At 55.5% G+C, this 22,040-nt stretch carries 23 protein-coding genes and 1 tRNA gene; 5 read left to right on the top strand and 19 right to left on the bottom strand.

Annotation, left to right across the window (positions count from 1 at the left end):
• The first annotated feature begins 395 nt into the window (after nt 1-395).
• Both M504_RS22145 and M504_RS16000 read left to right on the top strand, forming a co-directional pair.
• Nucleotides 396-1,268: a hypothetical protein gene (locus M504_RS22145; protein ID WP_156993914.1), complete on the top strand. Its 873-nt coding sequence runs from the start codon at nt 396-398 to the stop codon at nt 1,266-1,268.
• A gap of 252 nt (nt 1,269-1,520) precedes the next feature.
• Nucleotides 1,521-2,255, top strand: a complete 735-nt coding sequence (locus M504_RS16000; RefSeq protein WP_047495691.1) for a hypothetical protein — start codon at nt 1,521-1,523, stop codon at nt 2,253-2,255.
• A gap of 407 nt (nt 2,256-2,662) precedes the next feature.
• Here the strand turns inward: M504_RS16000 and M504_RS15995 are convergent, their stop codons facing one another.
• The 12 genes from M504_RS15995 to M504_RS15935 all read right to left on the bottom strand — a co-directional run bounded on the left by M504_RS15995 (nt 2,663) and on the right by M504_RS15935 (nt 12,468).
• Entirely contained in the window at nt 2,663-3,160 is a 498-nt protein-coding gene (locus M504_RS15995; protein WP_047495688.1) for a hypothetical protein, read from the bottom strand.
• A gap of 810 nt (nt 3,161-3,970) precedes the next feature.
• Nucleotides 3,971-4,267, bottom strand: a complete 297-nt coding sequence (locus M504_RS15990; RefSeq protein ID WP_047495685.1) for a hypothetical protein — start codon at nt 4,265-4,267, stop codon at nt 3,971-3,973.
• A gap of 15 nt (nt 4,268-4,282) precedes the next feature.
• The gene (locus M504_RS15985) at nt 4,283-4,636 is read right to left on the bottom strand and encodes a hypothetical protein (protein ID WP_047495682.1); all 354 of its coding nucleotides are present in this window, start codon (nt 4,634-4,636) and stop codon (nt 4,283-4,285) included.
• Between the two features lie 179 nt (nt 4,637-4,815).
• On the bottom strand, nt 4,816-6,594 hold the full coding sequence (locus M504_RS15980; RefSeq protein ID WP_047495678.1) for a hypothetical protein: 1,779 nt from the start codon (nt 6,592-6,594) through the stop codon (nt 4,816-4,818).
• Entirely contained in the window at nt 6,595-8,187 is a 1,593-nt protein-coding gene (locus M504_RS15975; protein ID WP_047495675.1) for a hypothetical protein, read from the bottom strand. It lies immediately after the preceding gene.
• A 4-nt stretch (nt 8,188-8,191) separates the two neighbouring features.
• Complete coding sequence (locus M504_RS22775; RefSeq protein WP_047495673.1) at nt 8,192-8,413, bottom strand: helix-turn-helix domain-containing protein; 222 nt, start codon at nt 8,411-8,413, stop codon at nt 8,192-8,194.
• 84 nt (nt 8,414-8,497) lie between these two features.
• Nucleotides 8,498-8,716, bottom strand: coding sequence for a multiprotein-bridging factor 1 family protein (locus tag M504_RS22770; protein WP_369792918.1), 219 nt, complete (start codon nt 8,714-8,716; stop codon nt 8,498-8,500).
• A 20-nt stretch (nt 8,717-8,736) separates the two neighbouring features.
• Nucleotides 8,737-9,030, bottom strand: coding sequence for a hypothetical protein (locus tag M504_RS15960; protein ID WP_047495667.1), 294 nt, complete (start codon nt 9,028-9,030; stop codon nt 8,737-8,739).
• Entirely contained in the window at nt 9,027-10,802 is a 1,776-nt protein-coding gene (locus M504_RS15955; protein WP_047495665.1) for an AAA family ATPase, read from the bottom strand. Before M504_RS15955 ends, M504_RS15960 begins: the two co-directional genes overlap by 4 nt.
• Nucleotides 10,799-11,572: a helix-turn-helix domain-containing protein gene (locus tag M504_RS21495; protein ID WP_052200917.1), complete on the bottom strand. Its 774-nt coding sequence runs from the start codon at nt 11,570-11,572 to the stop codon at nt 10,799-10,801. Before M504_RS21495 ends, M504_RS15955 begins: the two co-directional genes overlap by 4 nt.
• A 569-nt stretch (nt 11,573-12,141) precedes the next feature.
• The gene (locus tag M504_RS15940; protein WP_047496680.1) at nt 12,142-12,336 is read right to left on the bottom strand and encodes an AlpA family transcriptional regulator; all 195 of its coding nucleotides are present in this window, start codon (nt 12,334-12,336) and stop codon (nt 12,142-12,144) included.
• Nucleotides 12,337-12,345: 9 nt separating this feature from the next.
• Entirely contained in the window at nt 12,346-12,468 is a 123-nt protein-coding gene (locus tag M504_RS15935; RefSeq protein WP_232296326.1) for a helix-turn-helix domain-containing protein, read from the bottom strand.
• Between the two features lie 229 nt (nt 12,469-12,697).
• On the opposite strand from M504_RS15935, the gene M504_RS15930 reads away from it, so the two are divergent.
• The gene (locus tag M504_RS15930) at nt 12,698-13,474 is read left to right on the top strand and encodes a hypothetical protein (RefSeq protein ID WP_156993912.1); all 777 of its coding nucleotides are present in this window, start codon (nt 12,698-12,700) and stop codon (nt 13,472-13,474) included.
• 100 nt (nt 13,475-13,574) lie between these two features.
• Here the strand turns inward: M504_RS15930 and M504_RS15925 are convergent, their stop codons facing one another.
• The 6 genes from M504_RS15925 to M504_RS15900 form a co-directional block, all read right to left on the bottom strand.
• Nucleotides 13,575-14,267 (bottom strand): hypothetical protein, encoded by a 693-nt coding sequence (locus M504_RS15925; protein ID WP_047495655.1) that lies wholly within the window; start codon nt 14,265-14,267, stop codon nt 13,575-13,577.
• A 102-nt stretch (nt 14,268-14,369) separates the two neighbouring features.
• Nucleotides 14,370-15,137 (bottom strand): Crp/Fnr family transcriptional regulator, encoded by a 768-nt coding sequence (locus M504_RS15920; protein WP_198137657.1) that lies wholly within the window; start codon nt 15,135-15,137, stop codon nt 14,370-14,372.
• A gap of 41 nt (nt 15,138-15,178) precedes the next feature.
• Nucleotides 15,179-16,429, bottom strand: coding sequence for a site-specific integrase (locus M504_RS15915; protein WP_047495651.1), 1,251 nt, complete (start codon nt 16,427-16,429; stop codon nt 15,179-15,181).
• Between the two features lie 124 nt (nt 16,430-16,553).
• Entirely contained in the window at nt 16,554-17,318 is a 765-nt protein-coding gene (locus M504_RS22545) for a tyrosine-type recombinase/integrase (protein ID WP_232296325.1), read from the bottom strand.
• A 525-nt stretch (nt 17,319-17,843) separates the two neighbouring features.
• Nucleotides 17,844-19,058: an integrase arm-type DNA-binding domain-containing protein gene (locus tag M504_RS15905; RefSeq protein WP_047495645.1), complete on the bottom strand. Its 1,215-nt coding sequence runs from the start codon at nt 19,056-19,058 to the stop codon at nt 17,844-17,846.
• A gap of 184 nt (nt 19,059-19,242) precedes the next feature.
• Nucleotides 19,243-19,332: transfer RNA gene (locus M504_RS15900), tRNA-Ser, on the bottom strand.
• Between the two features lie 97 nt (nt 19,333-19,429).
• Here M504_RS15900 and M504_RS15895 point away from each other — a divergent pair.
• The gene (locus M504_RS15895) at nt 19,430-20,698 is read left to right on the top strand and encodes an ABC transporter permease (protein ID WP_047495642.1); all 1,269 of its coding nucleotides are present in this window, start codon (nt 19,430-19,432) and stop codon (nt 20,696-20,698) included.
• A gap of 26 nt (nt 20,699-20,724) precedes the next feature.
• Here the strand turns inward: M504_RS15895 and M504_RS15890 are convergent, their stop codons facing one another.
• The gene (locus tag M504_RS15890; protein WP_047495639.1) at nt 20,725-20,967 is read right to left on the bottom strand and encodes a hypothetical protein; all 243 of its coding nucleotides are present in this window, start codon (nt 20,965-20,967) and stop codon (nt 20,725-20,727) included.
• Between the two features lie 161 nt (nt 20,968-21,128).
• On the opposite strand from M504_RS15890, the gene M504_RS15885 reads away from it, so the two are divergent.
• Nucleotides 21,129-22,040 (top strand): bifunctional 5,10-methylenetetrahydrofolate dehydrogenase/5,10-methenyltetrahydrofolate cyclohydrolase, encoded by a 912-nt coding sequence (locus tag M504_RS15885; protein WP_047495636.1) that lies wholly within the window; start codon nt 21,129-21,131, stop codon nt 22,038-22,040.

Raw genomic sequence — 22,040 nt, 5'->3', positions numbered from 1 at the left:
TGTGCAACAAATTACAAGGACACCATAGTCTCAAGTATCGGCACATCTGAGCCTTTCCATTAGGACTCGCTTCAAGCTTGGACGGTTGCAGATGGGAATCGGCTCCGTCTCTTGGAGTCCTCTTGGACAGATACACACTATCAGACGACAGCGCAAAAATCGTTATTTTTGAGACGAACATCGAGAAACATGCGTCGAAGTGGATGTTTTGAGGGTTAAGAGGGGATCTCGAGGGCTTTCGTGCCCTTAGAAACCGCTAGCCATCTTTAAAGTGCCTCCTTACTGGATATGCCGTACGTTTTCAATAGCTTAAAGTCTCAGACCGCCGCCAACCCTCGACGTCTCCTCCGCTCGGGCGGGCAGGTCTGCGGGCTGCACAGGCGGCAAAGACGCAGATGGACTCTGAGAGACAAGTATGGATTTCCGTGGATAGTGGTGGGTATATCTATCTAGGACTTCTTCGGTTTTTGGGGATATATGCGGCGAAACTCGTCGGGCACGCCTTCTTCCGTATGCCTCACTCTCTGCGCGATGATGGCGGCATCCGGTTTCTTAAGGTGAGCATTCCATCCTGCCTCATTCTGAGTGTCGCCGGTAGCGACACCTCGACCATTTTGCGTTGCTTTGTAGGTTCCGTCCTTCTGTTTAGCCACGATCACATCTACAGCGCTTGCCATTGTTTTCTCCTGTGCCGGGTTTATCAGCATGCTGCACCTGTTTCAAGCACTAAGAACTGCAAATTCACGTTCATTTCTGAACGAACACGTCTTGTATCGTTTGGTATGGCTTTTGAGGCAAAGGACGGTATGACTTTGGCACTCGCGACTCTCGGTGCAGTGCTGGGCGTAATCAACACCTGGAACGCGATAAATCAGCGCCGTGTAAAGCTCCGTGTCGTACCGAAGACCGCATGCTTGACGCGGGACGGCAAAGCCTATCTCGTTCACCGTGATGGCATGGATACAGGTGATATGGGATGTATCGAAGTTATCAACCTGAGCAGCTTTCCTGTTCCCATTCAAGAGATAGGATTCACGATCAATGGCAAGATCGGAAAGAACCCAAGGCAGGCGGTCCTCCAGCCGATTACCACCGATCATCAACCGTTTGCTCGTATCCTACAGCCGCATCAGAGCGTTACGGGGTATTTCGACTTCGGAAGGCTCAGTGCCAACCTTGGTAAGGCTTACGCGCGGACCGACAGCGATGAGGTCGTATACGGGAGCAGCCCTGCGCTCCACTATTTGCGTCAGCGGGCTGGAAGCTAACCTCTGACAAAGGCATTACAAGCAACGGACCTTGCTCCGCCCCGACATTGCTTCGGCCCCCTCGAAAATATTGAGTCATCCGCGGCGCTCTTGAAGAGCGGAGAGAGATATTAAAATCCCGAAACCAATTGCTCCAGAACGAAACCGCTAGCATCAAAAAAACGGCGGAATTCTGAGTGTTAGGCTTCCGACATGGCGAGACGTGGATTATGCAAACTCTGCGGAACCGAAGGACCACTTCAAAGGTCGCACGTGCGCTTACCTGCGTTCGTCTACAAACGTCTGCGCCAGCAAGGAGCGGATAATGAGAATCCTGTACAAATCTCGGGTTTGGGCATGGTTCAGACCTCCCGACAAGACACTCGATACCTGTTGTGCGGCAACTGCGAGAATCGATTTAGTCGCCTGGGTGAACGATGGGTTTCTCAAGTGTGCCTGCAGGACAACAACACATCCTTTCCGCTTCTAGATCTACTCAGGCAATGCGAGCATGACGTGCTCGCTGGCGACACAGCCGCCTTCTATGCAGCCCACAATACCGCCATCAACTACGGAGCTCTCGAATACTTCGCGGCGTCAATGGTCTGGAGAGCGCAGTACGACGCAGAGCACGGTGAGAAGGCCTTCTCACTGCACCGATATGAGAATCAATTTCGACGGTTCCTGCTCGGCGTGGGAACGTTTCCGCGTTTCGTCTCATTGCAGGTCTTTATCCGCTATCGCTCAAACATGACCCAGCTGAGTCATGGTGTGCATCCGCGCTACGGAGCCACCGCTAGCTACTTCACGTTCAGTATTCCGGGACTGACTTTCACTCTCATCGTTGGTGAGTTTCGGGAGGTCGGCATTATCCAAACAAGCTTCGTCGAAAACGTTCTTCGCCCGGTATTTGACATGGATATCATCGACGAGGTGAACCATGAGCAGATGACCCGAGTCTTGGACCATGCGCGCAAAAACGGACGTAGATCGCGCCTGAAAGAGTGAGAACCGCCCCGCTGCTCAAATCTCTTGATTATTTCCCTAGTGGGCACCGGCATTAACCTTGTTGCGTTGATGTCCGCTCACTACGACGTTCTACTTGGTCACGCGCACTTTGTGGTAATGACTCATAAAAGCGACGTGCTTGTGCGGGAAGTGAAATGCGATTTTCTACGATCAGATTTATCAAGCGAAAGAGGAGCCCACTCCTCCTCGGAGATGCCGTCGCCATGGGAGCGTTCGATCAACTCGATTAGTGCAGCATGCATCTGCGGAGTCATTTCACACCTCGAATCGCCGTAAATGGTCATGAGGAGAAATCGCTACTCAGCGGCACTCAATCCCATTGTGTTAGCAGGCTGGTTTAGCAACTCGCTTAAGTCAGACAAGTTTGATGGACCGGCCCATAGGCACTATTGAGACGTCGGGTTCTGCGAGGTGCCCTTGGCTGTGTTAACAGTGTGTTCGGGAAAGCGCGAGTTGATCGTGATGAAGAGAGACATTAAGAAAACACCCCCCGCGAAGAGGAGGCGTACCTTCGCGGCTTGCCCCGTCTCTCTATTAGCGGCTCCCACGAGAAATCGGGTGATCACCTCGATATGACTGACGACTACACCCGTCCAGAACGATGCGAAAGCTGAGGCGAGGGCAGCGGCACTCTTCACTTGGCTCCCAATCGGGGAGAGAAATATCCCGATGCCCCATCCGAGCATTCCGGAAGCCAGGCCGATAAGCATTAGAACGCCTAGATTAAACCAGGGATGCGCCCGCAACGAGGGTGTTGTGAACGGTAGATATACCGTCAGCAGGGCATAGGCCAACCCTACCGAGAGTCCAACAGTGATCGAGATGTTCGCTTGAATTTTGAAGATATCCCAAGCAATATTTCTCTTTACCCGCGGCTCTGCCATCAAAGCTCACCTCGTTGAGGTTTAGGGGGATGTCGGCTCTATCATGCTACGTGCAGGCGAAATGTTACAAGACTTTTATGCAATCAATCAGCGGAGATGTCTTCAGCTTGCCCAAGCTGGGATTTATGCCGAGCAAAGTCTTTGAGTTGGCCTTGGGCATTCGCATTATGGCAATCGCCGCGTTCCCTTGTACTTCTTGGGATTCAGGATGTGCATCTTCCATCTGCGCACATCGATTCAACAATCTCAAAGTTGTACGGGATTGGTCTCTTTAGGGACTGACAAAACTCACCGAAGTCGTCCTCGCGCGCGTATTGCTCCGAAAACTCCCCTGCTGATTTAAGGCACGGAGATCTTTATCGCTTTTGCTCATAGGCCGCCGCACGCTGAAAAAGTGAGCGCTCAAATCGAGCGTTCTTTTTTTGCTTGCCTTTAGGGAGTAAAGAAACTCGTCGTGGAGCGCCTTCCAGTTCTCTACCGCCTTACATTCTTCGCTGTTTTGCCGCTGTTCTCAGTGGAAGCCATCCGGTGTTTTCTACGGTGTTCTGACCGGACCTACCTCGCGCGTACACATGCACGACGCGCGTACTGGTCACGAAATTCAATTTCCTTTTATGGACTCTAGAAATTGCATATAGCGTGTTACTCTCGCGCGCGAGCGCTACACGCCTGCGTGTTTAGGGACGGAAATAATTCGTTTCAGGGCATTTTCTCTCAGTATTCTGACGGCACTCTCGGCTGGCAAAAACTATCGTTTGATTTCTTGTTTTCGCCGCTAGCATTCGTTTCCTCTAAGGCACAGAATGTGGGCTAATTGAGTCCGGTCGCTGGTTTGATTTCGGTTTGATTCGTGGATATATCAAGTACGCCTGAAATTGCTGTCGATTTTGTGATCAGGGCGGTCACATCTTCACCGAAGGTCAAACACCTGCAGCGATACTGGGCGGATTTCTTGCGAGGCTTCAGAAACCATCGCGCAGCGAGGTGCGGATCGCCGAATGCACACAGAAAATTCCACGGCGCACTCGACCGAGCTCGCTTCTCAATCACGTAGACGGCTGGGCCCGCTTCCAGCACCAGCGCATCGCCTTTTCGCAGTTCGTCCATATTCACCCTTTCGACCTACGACAGAGGGCGCTGGCAGCTGCAGTACTGGAAACCATGGATCGCCCCTTTAGCGTGCAGGAACGAATCGACTGTGTATGCCTCGCCAACACCCATATTCGGCAGCCCGACATAAAAAGGGGCCATCTGTCTCAAAGCAGTTTCGCTCTGAGCAGTGAGCAGACCACGGCGGGACAAGTCCGATATCGCCTCTGCGGCGCTGTAGATTTTAATCCACATGTGCTCCTGATTCGGCATGGTCGAAATGACCGCGAGGGCTTTACATTCGCCAATATTGGTTAGCGAGAGGGTGACGCGCTGACCGCCTGGGGGCAGGACTTCGAATACGTTTAAGGGGTTGAAATCTGCCACCGTGCTATCTCCTCAAGTGTTGTTCTCAACGGCCTCTCGAGCGAATTTCCGTTGCGCTACCCGCCCCCGTTACTTATCGTGGTGAAACCGTTCCAAAGGGGGACGAATGTTCGGATTGGGAATGCTGGTCGAAATCGTCCTTACCGCTGTTGTCGCGTCTGTTCTCGGAACCATCGTAATCAAGGCTGCTCACCAAGTTGAGTGGTGGCGGTATCGTCGGTGGAAGCGGAATGGTGGGCCTCAGCGAGATAACCAAGCGATGATAGATAGGCTCCGACGCGAGCGCGAGCAGACGCAAGCGGAATCTTCCCACCCTTACTAACTGCGATTGCCAGCCGGGATTTAACCATCGGGTCTTCAAGTGCCTGCTTCAGAACTCCGATTGCTACCGCCATCTTGTTACTACCGCCCAGCGCCTTAACGACTCCAGTGGTCGCCGCCGTTCCAATTTGCAGCAAACCTCTATTGCCTCGCTGTGCAACCGCCCGCTCTAGCGGGCCCTGCAGGTCTAGCAGCCGACCAGACGCCCCGTTGAGATCCTTCAATTCAGGGAACGCATTCGCGAGCTCGTCTTTTAGTCCGCGCGCAATCGCTTTCTGCGCCTCAATCTCCGCGCTGCTCAATTGCCCGTATTTGCCAGCGTTCACGCTGTAGGTGCCTCTTTTGATCGCCTGCGCTTGCGTGGCATCCATCAAGGGGGCCGGGGTCGCCGGCTGCGCGGGAGTGCCTGGCCGCATGATGGGATGACCGCTGGCGTTGAACAATCCCGTAGCTTGCGGCTGAACCGCAGGTGTGCCCGGACGTGCGCCACGCTCTTCGAGAAACTGCTGCTTGACGCGATCGATAGCCGCGAGATCACCGGCGGCGTTTACCTGGTTGGCGAAGCGCGCCTTTGTCTGGTCGGCATAGCTAGCCGCTCTGTTCGGGTCAATCTGCACTCCCGGCTTAATCGCCTGCTCAATCTGGATGCCGAGATTGTTGAGGCGGTCTTCGAGTTGCGTCACCCCCGGCTTGCCGACCACGATTCCCTCATCGAGCCCTGTTCGCGCCATCGCTGCACGCTCATCCGGCGAATACGAAACCGATGGCCGCAAGGCTTGTTCATAAGCCGCCTCAGGGGTCTTGCCCATGAGTCCAATTCTCGGCGCGGTGTCCGTTGCTGCCCGCTTGCCCCTCAATCCCGCCGTTGCGCCGCCTGTAATCGCCGAAAGATCGCCGCCGATGCGCTGCAGATAATCGCTGTCATTCTCACCGGGGTTCTGGTGAGGGTCTGCGATTAGGTCTGTCGCGCCATGCGCTGCAAAGCCGACGCCTGCGGCGCCCGTTGCAGTCTTTGCGACGGCACTAGCCGTCTTGATCGCGGGTTCTGCCGCTTTCACCGTAGTCGCCAATTTCCCTAAGACAGGTGCGGACGCCTTCGCGTCAGCGAGCAACGCATCTGCTCCCTCGCCGATGCCTCCTGTTGCTGCAAGAGCGACACCTACAGGGGTAAGGAACGCTTTTGCAGCATCAGCCCCCACGCCATTAACAAACGTCTTCAGAGCCGCAATGTGAGGGTGATCGCTGCGCCATTGAGCGTCCGCTAGCGTGTACGGGCCGGAAGAATTGCGCTCTGCTTCGGCGATGCTTTCACGCAGGTTCCCGATGTTGACGGGAGTGTTCGCACGCTCCCATAGGTTCGGTTTGTTCGCGGCCTCGAAGTCCTTCGCGTAACGCTCATGATCGCCACCGGCAAGCCACATATAGCCCTGCTGGCGAGCCGATTCCACGTTGCTGTACGGAATTTGAACAGGTCCTCCCTTGCCGCCAATCTTGACGAGGCGATATGTACCCTCGCCGTTCGGATTTGCGGTAATGTCGCTGGGTACCAAACCCGTAGAGAGGTCGATTGCACTAGCACCGCCTGCCTTGGCCTTAGGGACGAGGCCCGCAGAGAGATCGATCGGAGTCGTCGCCATTTACTGGACCACCGTGAAGCCCTGCGCTTCTGCTGCGGCCTTCGCTGCATTCGCATCACCGCGAGGGTTCGCCGCTTTCCACGCAGAGAGTGAGAACGTGTGTGTCTGCGGACTAGCATTGCCGCCGCCACCGCGTGCCGATCCTCCAGCACCACCACCCACCGCCGCCGCCAACGGCGTAATGTTCCCGTCGCGGTCAAACACCGTGACCTTGTCCGGGTCGAGGCCGGTATTTGCAGCAACGGCACGCACACCCTGCAGATAGGCGCTGTGACGGTTGGAGATGAGGCTGTCCACGATGCTCGAAGCCTCGCGCAACTGCGCATCAGACGGCTTGCCGGTGCCTATGCGGTTAATCAGGTTATCGAGTTTGCGAAACTCCGAACCCACTGCGGGACCGGCACGATTGATTTCAGCGTCGTTGATGCGATGCACGCCCGCGAAGCTCGATACGCCAAGCGCGAGCATCATGGGCTCGAGCGAGGCCGCGAGTTGGTTTCCGTTCTTCGCCTGCTGAATTGCCGATTTGACCGCGCCCGCCTGAGAGACGAACTGCCCGTAGCCGTGTTGCGGGTCCGCGGTGTACTGATCGATCTGGTTCATGCCGTGAAGCATGCGCGAGTTTTCGAAGGTCGTCTGACGCCCCAACTGCGCGCGGTGATTCTCCTGCGCTTGGGTGAATTTCGCGAGACGCTCCTTTTGCTGAAAGTCGGCCAATTCGTTGGCGGTCATACCAACGTTGAGAACGGCTTGCGGGTTGCGCTGGTCGAACTGCCGCGGGAAGCGGCCTGCGAGGTCAGGGTGAAGGGTTTCAAAGGCCTGCAACTTGGTCGCATAGTCCTGGGCACTAGAAGACTGCGCCAATGCTGGAGCGTACTGCTTCAGCAGCGAGCCCGAGGCAGTTGCTCCTGCTTGGTCGGCCTGTGAATCGTTCTTGCGCGTCTCCGATTTCTTGAGCGCATCGGATATTAGCTGCGAATGCATTCCAAGCGATGCCTCGATCACACCGAGGTAGTTATCGTCCGGGGCCTGCTGCGGGAGTTTGGATGGATCAATGCCAAGCGCTTTCGCATTCTTACTTGCCCACTGAAGTGCGGAATCCCAAAGTTGCTGACGCTGCTCCGGGTTCTGCGAGGCACGCAAGCCTTCGAGATGACTGAATGCCTCGTTGTTAAGATTCGTGTGGTTTTCGATATCGAGCTTCGCATTTTCCAAGCCCGTTTTTTTTACATTCGCTGCAGTCAACGCCCCTTCGTTAAAACTCTTCTGCAGAGCCGCCACAGTCTCAGGCCTCACACCAGAGGATGCCGCCGCATTGAGGTATCCGTCGAAGTCATAACCGACCTTGCCGCTTTCGTCTTTCACGATGAATTTCGGTGAAAGGGAACGCAGCGTTTGCTGGTCCTGCATCTGTTGCCTCTGCTGGTTGAGTTGCAACTGCCCACCTTCAACCTGCTGCTGCAAAGCCTGCTGCTGAAGCGGCGCGTTCTGCAGCAGGTTCTTCAACTGCAGCAGGCGACCGTACCGCTCAAGCGGATCTTGCTGCTGCTGCGGAGGACTCACACTCAGAGCCGGAAGCGGAAAAGTTGCCATACCCTTATCCCCTCTCCGATGCCAGCGGGCCGACGCTGTAGGCGCTTACGAATTGATCGATCTCCGAAGGCCTGTAGCGATATCCCCTCGTGCACGGCATAGACACTGCGGGTAAAACCCCCTCCGCAGCCCATTGCCGAATCGTGCGAGCGCTCTTGCCTAACATTCGTGCCACTGTTTCGGTCGTCACGAGATTTTCAGGAAAACTCGCTTCAGCGATTTGCATTTATGCTTCCTCTCCAGCCACCGCAATGGGCCTTACTTCGCCGCATGCGGTATGCAAGTACCGTTTCACGTGGGGCATTTTGATTCAATGATTTGCACCCGTTTGGGTGCGTGCCTCCGGTTGCGCGCGAAAGATCATTCGCCAGAGGCTCACATCCAATGCCTTCGAGATGCGCTCCAAGTCATCAAGGCCGGGGATCCGCTCACCCGATTCGAACCGGCGAATGCTGTTGCGATGCAGGCCGCTGGCTTTGGCAAGATCACAAACTTGCATTTCGCGCTTCTGCCGCGCGCTCTCTATCACTCTGCCAATTCGAAGGCCAATCACGCGGCTCTCCTGTCGAGGAAATTAACTTTCACCCGCCGCGCTAAGGCCTTGGCGGTATCATCGGCTGCACTGTATGCCTGTCTATAGGCGTCCGCGTCTGCCGTAAGGCATATCCCCGCAGTGAGGCCGCAATGAATGGAAAACTCACCCTCAAGCCACTTGGCGAAGTCTTCTTCAGCGTATCCGCTATGTTCATGTGTGAAGGCGAACCAGAGGTGCTTCGCGCTGGAAGCCACGCGGGTTGAAATCAAACACCGCTCTGCAGCCCATTCATAGAAACGAGTGTTCATGCTGTCGCCCTCACCATGGAAATGCCCGATTGCTTAAGGTCTGGTGACTGCCAATACTTCATGTGCCTGGGCTGCGGATTGCTGCTGGCTTTTGTTCGTACGTACAGCGTCTTTAGCGTTTCTTCCTGAGCGTCTGACTCGATTCGGAAGATGTAATCCGCCCAGCCTTCGATAGAGGAAGATCCTCGCGCGCCGCCGCCTTTGTTCGTGTGGTGGATAACGCATATGTGCGCCCCAGATAGACGAGAGAGTTCGTCAAACTTGCTCATCACTTTCGTCATGTCGTTCGCTGAGTTCTCTTCGCCGCTGTGCAGCCTGTTCAGCACATCCAGAACGCAGAATTCAATCTGCTCGGCGTTCAGCCATTCGGCCATTTCCTTGAGGTCGTGATCGTTGTCGATACGGAACGTCTGCGACTGCTCCACAGTGTTTACGCGGATATTGCGGTCGACATCGAACCATTCCAGTCCGCGTCCCTTGGCGAGCGCCCGAAGACGTTCACTCACGAGCTGCGGTCCGTCTTCACGGCTTACAATCGCAACACGCACGGGCCGTCCGAGCGGTGGCAGGTTCAGCACCTTCCCGTTCGTTCCAAGCGCTAGTGCGAGGTCTAGAAAGAAGAATGATTTGCCGGTCTTTGGTGGCGCGATGACGAGGCCGCGACCATTCCGGGGAATAAGTCTATCCACAAGCCAATCACCGCCCTCATGGTCATTACGTGCGAGCTCTGAGGGCTTCACCAGCAGCGTGCGCGGTGCAAGGTCGTGCTTTACAAGGATCGTCTTAAGCTCTGGTGTATCCCAGGGCTGCAGGTTCTTGAACATGTGCGCGAAGAATTGCTCGACCGTATGCGTTTCTAGGTAGTCGGAAATGTCTTCCCCTTCACCAACCGGCAGAGGGAGACGAAACACCTTCGAGGCATACTGCGCTACATCAGCGCACACATCCTCATCGTGCTTACGCCCCTGCGCGTCGTTGTCGCCGAGCTTGATGACAACCTTCCCGAGGAAATACTTTCCGAAGCCGAATTCTCGCTTCCAGGCCATTGCTCCGCCCGGATTGGTAGTTACCCCTATCCGGTCTACCGTCAACGCGCCCAGCGTGAAGCCACGCACCTTCTTGAGGTGCGTCCCGAGCGCGCGGGATAGATCATTGACGTTCTTTTCGCCTTCGACCACGAACACGATGAGCGATTGCATGACATCTGGCAGGCGGTACAGTGTGCGGCGCACGCCCTTGGATCCCCAAACCCTGCGCCCTAGATCCGTCTGCTCGCATTTATCGCATTCGCTGTCGGGGGAGCAACCGCACGGGTAATCAGGTGGAGTAACCTTGTTTCCGTCGCGATCCACGAAGCGCCATACCGACAGTAGTTCTTTGCCAACCTCGTCGGTGTATACATACCGATCCCGTGCCTGCTTCCGGTTCCATCCCTTTTTCTTGCCCTGCGCGAGGGGTTCTTGATAAACCCGCTTAACGAACGGCGTCCCGATGATCTGCTCCACCTTTTCGCGTGCAATCTCGAACGGTAGATTTGCGCCGCCCTCAGCTTCGCTCATCGATTGCTCGAACGTTATGGGGCCTTTTCCTTTGGCGTTACAGGCAAAACAGAAATATTTGCCGTCTTCCAAGTCAACGGCAAGCGCAGAGCCGTTGTTGCCGCCATGGAACGGGCAACGGCTGCGGTACTCGGTGCCTTTGCTGTGCCGGATGGCGTATGGGTCCAGGCGTTGCAGGAAGTACGTTTCGATCTGTTCGGGTGTAATGCTCATTGCACCATCCCCCTCAGCCACGCTTCGCTGTCTTCATCGCTTTCAGGAATGAATGTCATCGCCCGCTTTGGCGCCTTGGCCGGGTATACGTCAGTCCAGTTGTTTTTCACTGATTCCCGTAGAGCCCAAATCGCATCGTTGCCCGCCGCGTAGCACTTTTGGAGACTGTCGAGAATCAGCCCTGCCGCATATGCGGTCATGGGCTTCTTCTTCGCGACTCGCATCTGGTGAAAGGCGATCCATAGATCGCGAGGAAGCCATTGCGGAAGCTCTAGCTCATCGGAGTTTGCAGAAATCTCTACACGACGCTTTTGGGTGCGTTTACGCGTAGCGCCTTCTTGTTCTTCTTTCTTGTTCTTCTTTCTTGTTACCGTGTCACCCTGAGATAGCGTGAGTGTCTGTGTGACACAGCGTGAGTCTCCCTGTGAGACGGCGGAAAATTCGCTGTCTCTGTCTGACACTGCGGAATTATCGCTATCTCTCTGCGACACAGCGGAAAACGCTAGGGTGTAGTGGGTGTGCAGTTGTAATCCCTGGTCCCCCATGCTCCGCGTGTGCGTGCGCTTTACAAGGCCTCGTCCGGCCAGCGCCGTCAACGCCCGGCAAACGGAACTCCGACTCAGCCCGGTGTCGGCAGAAATCGTCTCCAGCGACGGATTGCACTGGCCCGTTTCGCCGTTGTGACGCCAACCAAGTTGGACGACGACATTCTTTTCGTTTGCTGGAAGCTCGCCAATCCCACAGGCCCACCGCACTGCTCTCCAACTCATGCTGCTGGCCTTTCCTCCGCGCGCAAGATTCGCGGATCTGGCCATGTGGGTACTTGTGTTGCGGGAAAGCAGGGAACAAATGGCATCGCGGGGAAAGGATCATCTCCGCCCTGCAAGACAATTTGTGCACGTAGATCATTCAGGAAGCAGTGCGAGCGCTCGGCTCCGCTACATCCCGGCACCACCATGCTTTGCACCATGACATCGCGATACAAGACCAGCGCCAAGGCATCTGCGAAGTTCTGATCCATCTCCCAAGTGATTCGCCGAGGCTCGCTCATCGAACACCCCTTCTAATCTCGATTGCTTCATAGGGGAGCGGATAGAGGGAGCTCGAACGCTGTAGTCTTTGCAGTGCTTCGTTTGCCTCATCCTCGCTGAACCGCTTGGCATGTTCTGCCGTTGATACGCGAGAAGTGACATTGTTGCCGACGTAGTATTTCCCGCACTTCAGGACGTAAACCGGCTCTATGTGTGCGGATTCCTGTAGCGCCGTCGCGCCTGGTGCTGCTAAATTTGAGTTACCCAAAACAGTCTCCTGATGAGCCGCCCCGCTAAGGCGGCTTTTCTTATGCCGCGCGGCTGGCGGCGATCTGGCTCTGCAAGAACGCTTCGATCTCTCCCTCAACCCAGCCCTTTGAGCGACCACCCAGAAGCGCAATACTCTTCGGGAAATCTCCCCGGCTCATCGCTTCATACACAGCGGTTTTGCCCAGGCCGGTTCGCTTGAGAACTTCAGGTAGGCGCAGAATGCGTGTCTCCATGTGCATCTCCTACGCCGCCGTCATCAGTCGATCAATTTCCGTCGCCGGAACCATGATGAACTTGCCAATACGGAAGGTCTCAATCTTTCCTTCACGCATCCATTGACGTGCCAGTGATTCGGAAATGTCCATCGCCTCAGCGAATGAACGCAGCCTTAATGCTCGCTTTGGTCCTGTCCCAGTCGCATCGCGCATAGTTGATATCTCCTGTTTGGATTGTTCTGCTAACAGAAATAATTCATGCCGCGGAGCGATTTTGAAATAAATGTTGCAATAGACAGCAAACATCTGCTATCAGATATCAATGCGGTCGATAAGCCTACCCCTCCATCTCGAAACAACAGCCGAAGACGAGTACGAATTGCTCGATTTTCTTAACGGCCCTGATGCGTTTACGGGGTATCATCCGCCCAAGAACAACCTCGAGCTACTTCAAGAACTCATTGGCGGTGGTCAGGTGAAGCCCGGCAACACGGGGCGAGATTCGTTGCGCGTTGCTGTCGATGAATGGATTGCCACCGGGAGAGACGCAAACGGTGTCGAAGACCCACACTCGCGCACATGGTCCACTCGTACCGTCGGCAGTCTTTGGAAGCAAGTTCTCAGCATCTCCAGCGAGACACAATTGTGGATGCCTGGTAACGGGCTCGAATTGTCGCTTTGGGGAACGCATGCCCCGATGAAGGAAATTCCGCCCACGAGCGATGAGATCGCAAAGCGTCTTCTATTTTTCCTGATGGTTAGCGATCTGCGGTTTCGGGTTGCCCACTGCCTTGGGTGTGGAATCTACTTCCTTCTCCCGAATCGGCGCTATGTGCATAAGCGAGGGACGCGCTGCGGTGAATGCTATTCGCGTTTTCGCGATGAGGATTCTGTGGAGACGACGAAGGCCCAGAGAAGTCAAAAGCGGCAAGCGGTATGCCAAGCTATCGCGGCAAAATTCGGAAAGCGTATTGCTGCAAATGAAGCATGGCACAGGGATAAGAAGATCGTGCAACAAATAGTTGCACACGTAAACACAAGCATAGATAAAGGAAAGATTGACCACTCTCCCATTTCCAGCAAATGGGTGCTTCGCCAATCGGCCCCCAATAATCGGGCGGCCATTTTTGCCGAGGCTCAACGATCCGTTAGTTGAGGTGAGATATGGCCTCCTTTTAGCGAATCTAGGTGATCAGCTCGCACCGTCATCGTCGTGTATTCAGCGCGGGCCGCATCATCTGGCGGCACGGAGCGAGTCACATCGCCGGGCACTGTGCGTCGAAATCTTGACGCGCTTCTACGCCTGAACCTATGGCTTTATCCCCTTTGCCGAGATACTGCTTAGTGCTCACATCGAGAAAAACCAGATTGATCAGTGCGTAACTACAGTTCCGAGTATCTGTATATGTCTGGTCGATCTGTGAAAATTCAATCGCCGCTTTTGGGTTGGTGACATAGCTGTCAGAAGCGGCAGTAATCAGCCTGTCGAGAGAATGAAACCGTGGACTCGCTCTGCTGTCGTATAGGGTTTCGAATGAAGAATATTGTGGCTGCTGAAGAGCCTCACGTATGAGTAGTTCTTTTCCCAGCAGAGTGCCTTCTTGGGCAACTACAGACTCGTCGTAAAGCTTTTTTCTGCTCAATACTTCATCAACTGGGGCATGTCGCTTGAGCGCAGAAATCAGGAAGTTGGCTCGTACATATCGGACGTAGATTGCATCCGAGAACGACGCGATGGATGTGGTGGATGCTTGGTAATCCTTGGCGAATCGGTCGGCCTCAGCATTCCGGCTCTGGATCTGGTAGCTGATGAATGATCCGATAAGGCCAGTCAGAACGAAACTGGCTAGAGTGATGACCAGCGGGTGCTCGGAAAGGGATTTAGGGCCGCCGGGCTTGGCGGGGACGACTTCGATCTGAACGCGTTGTGGTTGGAAGTCATCTGCCATTTGCAGTTTGTCCTTTCACTTCGTACCGAGTGTAAGGGCAAATGGGGAAAATGCAGCCGACCATGAATAAATCTTTAGTCGGCTGCTCATTTGCCTTCACCATCACACCGAAATCGCAATGCGTCTTTCCGCGAATGCGTTCGGTACACTTCCGTCCAGCTTTCGCACATAGCGGTCCCGCTTGATCTGCCGGTTATTAAGTTGGGCCTCATTCAGAACCGTCACCGTCTGTTTCCCATAGACCCCATCCAGGCGGATCAGCCCCTCTTTCGAGAGAGCCCACAGCTTGCGCCGTGTGATCTCATACGGGAGTGCGGTGCAGGCAGCCAGGCCAGCAACCGCATTGGCAGGAAGGCGGAACTGCAAGTGATGGTCGGTGTGGCCTACAGACGCCTTGCGTGCGCATTCCAACAGTACGTTGGCCACGCGTTGAAATGGCCCCTCCGAATCGGCCAAGCGCATCTTGCTGGTCACTGAGGCGTTGCATTCCTGCGTGGTGGCGCGTAGCAGCCACTCGCGTGTCTTGTCACAATCACCAACAGCCTGCATGAGGTCATGTTCATCGATGATTGCAGCGTCTGTTTCATCGAAGGCCAATGCTGTGAGTTTGCAGGGCAGGTTGTGCAGCAAGGACGAAAGCCCCACAACGTCCCCAGGGCCTGCGATGCAAAGGAAGTGTTCGGCATTTTCTCCAGAGAAGACGGCCAACATACCGCTGCGGAGAAACACCATCTGGTTGCGATCGATCTCTCGGATGACCATAGTTGCGCTTGAACGAATCCATTGCCGTGTGGCAACGCTCTCCAAACGATGCGGCAGCTTCTGTTCAAGGCAGGTTGTGCGCGTGTTGTGGGCGGATACAGTCTGCATTTCCATTCCTCAATCTCTTTCGTCTCTTTGTTGTCGTTTCGTTATCGAGTGCTGGCCGTGAAGCCCCATGCTGTGCGGACAGCTTGAACGGTTTGCACCGGCACGGCAGGAGTGACCAGCTTCTGAGGCGGCACCACGACAGGAGCGATTGGAATGGCGGATTTGAGAGGAGACGTCGCCGCAGGCTGTGCTTTCGCTTTGCGGGCGGCAGCGCGCTCTTCATAGACGGGCGCCATATGGTTTCCGCCGTCGACCGCAGAGAGATACTTGTGCGTGACTTCCAGGCGGCAATGCGTGTAATGCCGCATCATCTGTTCGGAAACATGTCCGGCAACGGAGCGGATCACCTCAGAAGGCACTCCTTGCTCGGCCATCATTGTGATCGCTTGGTGACGAAGGCAATGAGGGGTCAGCCAAGGTACGTCGGCAGCTTCCCTCAGCTCGTACCAGGTGCGCCGAAGCCACGAAGACGAAGTAGGGCGTTTGGGATCGTAGAGGTGTGTGGCTACTCGGTACGGGAAGATGAAATCGTCTGGTCCCGTGGAACCTAAGGCTTCGGCTCTATCAAGAATTTTCTTGAGTGCGAAGACCGCCGTGTCGTTGAGGGGAATGACGCGAAGGCGATAGCGGTTTTTGCCCAATGGAATGCGAACTGCTGGCGGATTCGCATTGAGCATGACATGCTTGTGCTGCAGATTTCGCAATTCCGTGCCGCTAGCAGTGGTATTCGCCGTAAGCATCGCCACTAGCCCCGCCAATTCCCAGTCGGGTTTGCTGGCAGCGACCGCGTAGAAGTGTGCCTCTTGTTCTGAAGTCATCACCTTGGGCGGTTGCCATTGATCTGCAGGAATGCGCTCGTAATGGTCAGAGAACTTATTCCAAAGACCCGCACGCCGTAGGATCATCTGCAGCACACTCAGTTCATGGTTGATGATGCTATGCCCACTCGGCTTCGTCCAAAGACCCTTCTCGCATCCTTCCTTGCACCCCTTTGCCTCGGGATGGCCATGGATGCAGCAATTCTTTGCTCGCAGGCGCTGATAAAGAGCGACATGGCCCAGATGAATCTTCTCTAGGTCGTCCATTTCGCCGAAGTAGCGGTTGAGCGCTCTAATCTGTGCTGTGAATCCATAGAAGGTGCGACTTCTGACACGCCCACGGCGTGACTCAAGCCAAAGGGCCGCGGCCTCAGCAAAGGCGCGGCCACGAAGGGCACTCGGATCAAGCATGTCGGCAGGCACGTGAAGGGTTTCCGCGCACAGGTCGTTAATATCTACACGAACGGTAGTCATTTAATTTCACCATTTGGTTTCGGCTGGCGGCACACGACGAGTGATAGTGCACTCGTCCGGCCACGATGGCGTTAGCACGCATGCCTGTAGAACCAGGCGAGAGCGAGTGGTCCTCTCCTGCGGATCAATGTCGCAGAATGTCCAGTCCATATTCAGAGAATGGTGGGTGGAGAGTGTGATCTGTTCCGCCAGCTTGCCGCTTCTGCCATGCGTAAGCGTCCTGCAGTTGTTGTCTTTGGATGGGCTCCGCGATGCGGCAGTAGTGCTCATGCATCTCCTGCGACAGATGTCCCATTCGGGCTCTGATGACAGAGATGTTCACGCCCGCTTCTGCGAGCCTAGTTCCTCCGGTATGGCGCGTGTCGTAGATCCGGAAGCGCTTCAATCCCGTCGCTTCACGCACCTCTTCCCACTGTTTCTTAAACCCGGAATTGGTCATCGGCTTTGTGGGATCCCATGCCGCGTTCGGACCCCGGTGACGCATTGGAAATACATAGTCCAAGGGATTAGCTGCCCCGCAACGACGTGCCCGTTCCAAGAGACATTCCGCGGACCATAGTTCCTGGGCAGTGACCAAGGAGATGATGCGCTGTCGTCCCTTGCATTTCGCTGCCACACGCGAGACGGTGATCGTCTGGTGTTCGAGGTTTATATCTGCGAGCCTCAATAGGCGCAGTTCGTTCGAACTCATCGTGGTCCCGAAAGCGAGAAGCGAATACCAATAGACAAGCTGCCAGCGGGGAGAGCTAGCGGCTACGGCCAACCAATGTTCTTGCTCCTGACGAGTGAGAGCGCGTTGTATTTCGTCCTCGTGCTCTTCCAGCAAAGGTGCGTAGTATGCGTCGTCGATCTCTTGCCAGCAGCCAGCCTTGGCGAGAATGCGCCTCAACAAACAGATCTCCTGATTTACCTTCTTCGGTCCGGCGGGACATTCTTTGATCGGCGCTTTAGGGCGGCGAGGACGCATGAAACATCCAATTCCTGCGACCCGATACTCTTGGAATTTTCGGATCATGGGAGGGGTGATCCTATTGAGTCTCGTATCGCCAAAGAACAGGGAGAGGCTGGTAAGGTACTGCCGGTAGCTGCGCAGCGTGTTCTCTCGTATGAAACGCGCTACCCGCTGTCTCGTTCGAATAGCCGCGACGTTGTCTAAGAAAATGTCTGCAGCTTCTGAGAAAGGCATCTCGGGATGCAGCGTAACCATGCCGACACGATGATCCTCCGATGAGGAAGCGCCAGCGGTGTGCAGGCTGAATGGGAAAGGCCGTGTTTCGGGACGCAGGGCCGCGGGGACTACACTAGTGGAAGCCATTTGATTTCTCCAGCGAGGAATTTTGGTTAGCCTCCGGCGAGTGTTAGAGCACTCTCCGGGGGCGGTTGTGTTTTACGGGGACCAGCCCCGCAGGATCGTTCAGGCCACCTCTGTTCGCATCTTCAGCACTTTGCCGCGCTGCTGTGCTTCGAGGTAGTTGCTCCACCACTGCATCATCTTGGCGCGTGGTGAAAGGTAGAGCGCATGGTTATACGCGGCGCTGACAGCGTTCCGCGGCGAATGCGCAAGCTGAAGTTCAATGTGTGCATGTTCGAAACCCTGCTCATGGAGGACGGTTGAGGCGAGTCCACGGAAACCGTGTCCAGTCATAACGCCCTGGTATCCCATCCTCTTCAACGCAACAAGAATCGTGCCGTTCGACATCGACTTCTTAGGGCTACGGTCTCCAGGAAAGAGAAGAGTGCCATCACCGGTCAAGTTCTTAAGCAGTTCAAGAATCTCGATCGCTTGAGTCGAGAGCGGAATGATATGCGGCGTCCGCATCTTCATGCGCTCTGCCGGAATGTTCCAGCGCTTTTCCTCGAAATCAATCTCACTCCAACAAGCACCGATCAATTCGCCGGTGCGTACGAAGGTGTGAGCAAGCAACTTGATCGCTAAACGGGTAACTGGCGTCCCCTGATATAGCTCCACAGCGCGCAGTAGGGCAGGAAGCTCTTTCGCGTCGATCCGCGCATAGTTGGTCTTCTGAACGGACTTCAGAACGTCAGCAGGCTTGAAATCAGCGGATGGGTTGCGAGTAACGTAACCATGCGCAATGGCATATCGGAAGACCTGGCCCGTCGTTTCTAGAGCACGCTTGGCGATATCGTGTGCGCCACGCTCTTCAATAGCTTTGACCATCGCAACAATCGTCGGTGCTTCGATCGCAGAAATTGCCTTGGCCCCGATAGCAGGGAAGACATCAGCCTGCAGCCGACGCAGTACCGCATCTGCGTGACGTTCGCTCTTTCCGACCTTCCAATGCTTGTGCCACTGCTCTGCGATTTTCTGGAAGGCGTGCTTCTCGGCGGCGATCTCAGCCACACGAACGGCTTTGCGTTGAGCCATCGGATCGGTGCCATCTTTTAACAACTTCCGAGCCGCGCTGTGCTTCTCCCTGGCAGCAGCGAGAGACACCTCGGGGTAGCCTCCGAAGCTCATCAGCTTTTCTTTGCCCTCAAAGCGATATTTCCAGCGCCAGAGCTTGCCCCCGGCAGGAGTCACGAGGAGATAGAGGCCACCGCCGTCCGCAAGACGGGTGTTCTTCGACGGAAGCTTTACGTTCCTGATGCGCGTGTCTGTGAGCTTCATAGACGGCCAACGGGATAGATACCCCCGTTCTCAAAATCCGATACCCCCACATCTACACCCATCTGAGGCAGGATGTCAACGGAAGAACGCGAACGTCAGCGAAGAGTTGTTAAGGATTTATTAGGGATTTTTGAATAGTCGAGCGACGGTGTCGGACTTGTACGGACAACCTTGGACGGGTTGATGGCGGAGAGGGAGGGATTCGAACCCCCGTTCGGCTTTCACCGAAAGCTGTTTTCAAGACAGCCTGTTTCAACCACTCACACACCTCTCCGCGGGTGGGGTTGTTCCTACTCCAATCGTAGCAGGAACGTCGGTCTGCATCGTGTTTTGTGGCTCATGCGTCCAATGTTCGGGAGTAGCATGAAAGTATGCCGGTAGCTGTCCGCCAGAAGTCGTTCGAGAGCACTCTTCGTTCCGCGAAGAGTACGCTGGTGTTCCGCGAGACCATGCACCTTGCCCTGGACAGCTTCCGCGCCAGTAAGGTGCGTTTTCTGCTTACCATGCTGGGCATGATCATCGGATCGGCTTCGATTGTGCTGGTAGTGACGGTCGGTATGACGGGCCGGCAATACGCGCTGGATACGTTGTCCAGTATCGGCCCGAACATGGTGGAGATGCAGTACAACGGCGGCGCTACGGTGGGCGCGGATGGTGCATCCACCCCGGACTACATGACCAAGGAAGACGAGGCGGCAGTGCTGTCGCAGGTGCCCGGTATTGCACAGAGCTCGCCCATGCTGGAAGTGCATGCACCAATTTCGATTGGCGAAGGCAAGACCCGCGATGTGATGCTGCTGGGCGTTTCGCCGCGCTATAAGGATGTGCGCAATCTCGGCGTGTTGAGCGGCCGCTTCTTTGACGATCAGGACACCATCGCGCATGAGAAGGTTGGCATGATCGTGGAGCCCCTGGCGAAGACCCTCTTCGGCTCAGATGATGCGGCTGTGGGCAAGGTCCTGAACCTGAGTGGCATCCCCATCACGATTGTTGGCGTTTTCAAGCAGCGCGTGGATACCTTCGGCCAGTCTGAAATCAGCGATGACACGGTGCTGCTGCCGTATCCGGTGGCACGCTACATGACGGGAACCGACACGGTGAAGGAAATTTTCTTCACGATGAAGGACCCTGCCGACGTGCCTCGTGGCGCGACCAGAATTCTGGACCTGATCCAGTCGAGGCATCGTAAGGGCAGCAAATACACCGCGTTTACGATGGTGGCCATTCTGGACACTATGAAAAAGGTCGCTGACTCGTTGACCTACGTGCTGACAGCGGCTGCGTTCATCACGCTGGTTGTTTCGGGCGTGGGCATCATGAACAGCATGCTGGCAAATGTGACGGCGCGTTATCGCGAGATTGGTATCCGCAAGGCGCTTGGCGCAACGCGGCGCGAGATCCGTCTGCAGTTCCTGACCGAGGCGGTTTTTCTGTCGCTGAGCGGTGGTGTGGTGGGTACGCTGTTAGGGCTTGCGCTTCCAATCACGGTGAACCTACTGACACCGGTGCATATCCCAATGTCCGGATTGTCGGCCGTGGTGGCGCTGTTGACCAGCGTGCTGGTTGGCGTAATTTTCGGAACGCTGCCGGCGAATCGGGCGGCGGCGCTGGATCCGGTGGAAATGCTCAAGTACGAGTAGAGGCTGGATTCCTCAAAAAACGAAAACTACATAGGAAGTGCGAGCATTTCCAGCTCGCGCTGCATGTTTTCCAGGGAAAGATGCGTGGAGTCCAAGTGGCAGGCGACGTGACGGGCACCTTCCGTAGACACGCCATAACCGCGTGCTGCGAGAAAGCTGGCGATCAGTTCCGCTGCTTGCCAATTGTCCAGACCGGAACTGAGCAGTTCACTGCGCAGGTCGGCAACGTCGTCCTGCGAGAACTTGCCATCGTTGGGGGCTATTTCCATCCAGATGCTCCTTCGCGCCGGTTCTCCCGGTAATTTGAAAGTTTAGACGTCATGTGTGCTGTGGGGTTGCGCCTACTACAAATTCTTATGGGATCTGATGTCATTTTGCCGAATTTGTGCGAACACATCACAATGCATGTTCACGGTATCCTCAAATAGACATGAGCACACGCATTCTGGACGGAACCGCCATTGCCGCGGAGATCAAAGCTGAGTTGAAGTCGCAGGTGGAAGCGCTGGGATATACGCCAGGATTGACGGTGATCCTGATTGGCGAAGATCCTGCCTCCGCCATTTACGTTCGCAATAAGGTGAAGGCTTGCGAGGAACTGGGCATTCGGAGCGTGGAAATACGTCCGGAACCGACCATTACCACGGAAGAACTGCTGGCGATGATTGGCGAATTGAACGAGGATGACAGCGTCGACGGCATCCTGGTGCAGTTGCCGCTGCCGAAGCATGTGGATACCAAGAAGGTTCTGGACGCCGTCTCCCCCGAAAAGGATGTGGATGGGTTTCACCCTGTGAATGTGGGCCGTTTGAGCACCGGACAGGATTGCCTGACTCCCTGCACGCCGACGGGTGTAATTGAGATTTTGAAGCGCAGCGGTATTGCGACAGAAGGAGCCGAGGCGGTTGTTATTGGCCGTAGCGACATTGTGGGCAAGCCTGTGGCGATGATGCTGACAGCGGCGAATGCAACTGTGACCATCTGCCACGGACGCACGAAGAACCTGGCGGAGCATACGCGTCGCGCGGACATCCTGGTGGTTGCCATCGGCAGGGGGGGATTTGTGACCGCCGATATGGTGAAGCCAGGTGCAGTTCTGATCGACGTGGGCATCAACCGCGTGAGCGATGCCGCAGAGGTAAACCGCTTCTTTGGCGATGATGCGAAGCGCATGGAGACCTATGCGAAGCGCGGCTCGGTGGTGATGGGTGATATCGCGCCGCAGGCGTTTGCGGTTTCGTCGGCTTATACCCCGGTTCCGGGTGGCGTTGGTGCGCTGACGATTGCGATGCTGATGCACAACACGGTGAAGGCTGCGAAGCTGCGGCGGGCTGCGAAGTAA

Source organism: Terriglobus sp. TAA 43 (genome assembly GCF_000800015.1).
Lineage (GTDB): Bacteria > Acidobacteriota > Terriglobia > Terriglobales > Acidobacteriaceae > Terriglobus.
This window is presented reverse-complemented; position numbering and strand designations above follow the sequence as displayed.

Coding starts and splice junctions, on each gene's coding strand:
- M504_RS22145 (WP_156993914.1), top strand. CDS start 396: ATGGACTCTGAGAGACAAGTATGGATTTCCGTGGATAGTGGTGGGTAT.
- M504_RS15995 (WP_047495688.1), bottom strand. CDS start 3,160: ATGGCAGAGCCGCGGGTAAAGAGAAATATTGCTTGGGATATCTTCAAA.
- M504_RS15990 (WP_047495685.1), bottom strand. CDS start 4,267: ATGGACGAACTGCGAAAAGGCGATGCGCTGGTGCTGGAAGCGGGCCCA.
- M504_RS15980 (WP_047495678.1), bottom strand. CDS start 6,594: ATGGCGACGACTCCGATCGATCTCTCTGCGGGCCTCGTCCCTAAGGCC.
- M504_RS15975 (WP_047495675.1), bottom strand. CDS start 8,187: ATGGCAACTTTTCCGCTTCCGGCTCTGAGTGTGAGTCCTCCGCAGCAG.
- M504_RS22775 (WP_047495673.1), bottom strand. CDS start 8,413: ATGCAAATCGCTGAAGCGAGTTTTCCTGAAAATCTCGTGACGACCGAA.
- M504_RS15960 (WP_047495667.1), bottom strand. CDS start 9,030: ATGAACACTCGTTTCTATGAATGGGCTGCAGAGCGGTGTTTGATTTCA.
- M504_RS15955 (WP_047495665.1), bottom strand. CDS start 10,802: ATGAGCATTACACCCGAACAGATCGAAACGTACTTCCTGCAACGCCTG.
- M504_RS21495 (WP_052200917.1), bottom strand. CDS start 11,572: ATGAGTTGGAGAGCAGTGCGGTGGGCCTGTGGGATTGGCGAGCTTCCA.
- M504_RS15940 (WP_047496680.1), bottom strand. CDS start 12,336: ATGGAGACACGCATTCTGCGCCTACCTGAAGTTCTCAAGCGAACCGGC.
- M504_RS15935 (WP_232296326.1), bottom strand. CDS start 12,468: ATGGACATTTCCGAATCACTGGCACGTCAATGGATGCGTGAAGGAAAG.
- M504_RS15925 (WP_047495655.1), bottom strand. CDS start 14,267: ATGGCAGATGACTTCCAACCACAACGCGTTCAGATCGAAGTCGTCCCC.
- M504_RS15920 (WP_198137657.1), bottom strand. CDS start 15,137: ATGCAGACTGTATCCGCCCACAACACGCGCACAACCTGCCTTGAACAG.
- M504_RS15915 (WP_047495651.1), bottom strand. CDS start 16,429: ATGACTACCGTTCGTGTAGATATTAACGACCTGTGCGCGGAAACCCTT.
- M504_RS15905 (WP_047495645.1), bottom strand. CDS start 19,058: ATGAAGCTCACAGACACGCGCATCAGGAACGTAAAGCTTCCGTCGAAG.
- M504_RS15895 (WP_047495642.1), top strand. CDS start 19,430: ATGCCGGTAGCTGTCCGCCAGAAGTCGTTCGAGAGCACTCTTCGTTCC.
- M504_RS15890 (WP_047495639.1), bottom strand. CDS start 20,967: ATGGAAATAGCCCCCAACGATGGCAAGTTCTCGCAGGACGACGTTGCC.
- M504_RS15885 (WP_047495636.1), top strand. CDS start 21,129: ATGAGCACACGCATTCTGGACGGAACCGCCATTGCCGCGGAGATCAAA.